Origin of the sequence: Paenibacillus methanolicus, from assembly GCF_008124765.1 — a bacterium.
GTDB classification, from domain to species: Bacteria; Bacillota; Bacilli; order Paenibacillales; family Paenibacillaceae; genus Paenibacillus_Z; species Paenibacillus_Z methanolicus.
In genome coordinates this window covers 1-1,410 of sequence record NZ_VNHS01000031.1, presented here as the reverse complement: position 1 = coordinate 1,410, position 1,410 = coordinate 1, and the positions used below count along the sequence as shown (strand labels likewise).

Sequence of the window (1,410 nt, the reverse complement as noted above, 5' to 3'; positions counted from 1 at the left end):
CGGTTAAACACCCGAATTCTTGAGTCTATGCCACTTAACCTACCTAGCGCTTAGATTCTCTTCACTTTCCTCACACTTTTACCGCTTTAGCTTGAATTTCTCCAGCCGCCAAGGCTTTGCGAAACTCCTTCGGTGCCAGGTCATACAAACTCCCGTGCATTCGGCGTTCGTTGTAAAAACGAATATAACCGGTCACAATCTCGTACGCTTCCTGGTAGCTGCTAAACTCATAGCGCTGCAGGCATTCTGCTTCCAACAAGCTGTGAAAGGCCTCAATATGCGCGTTCTTGTTTGGCGTCTTAGGCGGAATTCTTTCGTGGGTGACGCCATACGTCTCGCACGCCTCCTCGTAGACATGCGAAATAAACTGCGGCCCGTTGTCTGTTCGAATCACGGGACGCTGTTCCTTCTCGAATAGCTGGCGCTGCCACAAGGCACGCTGAATAAGCCCAGCGGCATGTTTCCCTTCACAAGACAGTCCCATGTGAAAATCAATGACCTCGCGGTCTAACACATCGATCGTGCACAGGACATAAAAGAAGCGCTGTTCGCCTGCAATGTAGCCATACTTGATGTCCATTTCCCAGAGCTCGTTGGGCGCTTTAATCTCCCGGTTGTTGGCTAATCGACGCGGGTATTTCGTCCGTTTACGTCGCTGCGGCTGCAGCATGTCCATCTCATCGAGCAGGCGATAGACCTTCTTCTTGTTGATGATCAGGCCATAGTCACGCCGCAGGCAGACGGTCAGCTTCCGGTATCCATACACGTCCGTCTCTCCGCTCAACAGCTCACATAGCCATTCTTGGATCTGTCCATCGCTGATCGGTACGCCGGATTGTGTCATCGAGAAACCAGGGGCTGGACGACCGCCTTTGCGTTCGGAGGAACGCTCGTTGCTTTGTTGTTTCTTCCGGTAATAATAGATTTGTTCGCTTACACCGACGATCCGCAGAATGCGGCTAACCGCGTGTCCCAGCTTAATCCATTTGTCGGCTACTTCAATTTTGTCCGATAAGCTGGGTTCTGCTTTTTTAGCAAGTCACGAAGCACAGCGATCTCCAGGTCTTTCTCGCCTAGGAGCTCCTTCAGTTGTTTGTTTTCGCCTTCAAGCGAACGAAACTCTTGAGGGGAAGGTGTATAGGCCGCCACCGCTTTGGACGAGGCATCCGTTGTTTTCCAATCCGTATGTTCAGCTTGATCTATCCAACGATACAGCATCTTTGGATTTATGTTATGGCGACGTGCAACCTGCGCTGCATTCCCCACCTCTTTGGCTTCCTGAATAACCTGTTGTTTGAACTCAATCGTAAACCGTCTCCGTTGCATAAAAAATCCCCTCCACTGGTTCTGCTTCTAGCTTACTACGTTAAGTAGTCTAGACTCAAATCCAATTTCGGGGCTTAAGAGTTA

At 50.2% G+C, this 1,410-nt stretch carries 2 protein-coding genes; both read right to left on the bottom strand.

Features of this window, described 5'->3' with window-relative positions; all coding sequences use genetic code 11:
* Positions 1–70: 70 nt before the first annotated feature.
* Complete coding sequence (locus BCM02_RS35050) at positions 71–976, bottom strand: IS3 family transposase (protein WP_281288277.1); 906 nt, start codon at positions 974–976, stop codon at positions 71–73.
* A 17-nt stretch (positions 977–993) separates the two neighbouring features.
* A complete protein-coding gene (locus BCM02_RS35045) occupies positions 994–1,326 on the bottom strand; it encodes a transposase (RefSeq protein WP_148933749.1) in 333 nt (110 codons plus the stop codon).
* Positions 1,327–1,410 lie beyond the last annotated feature (84 nt).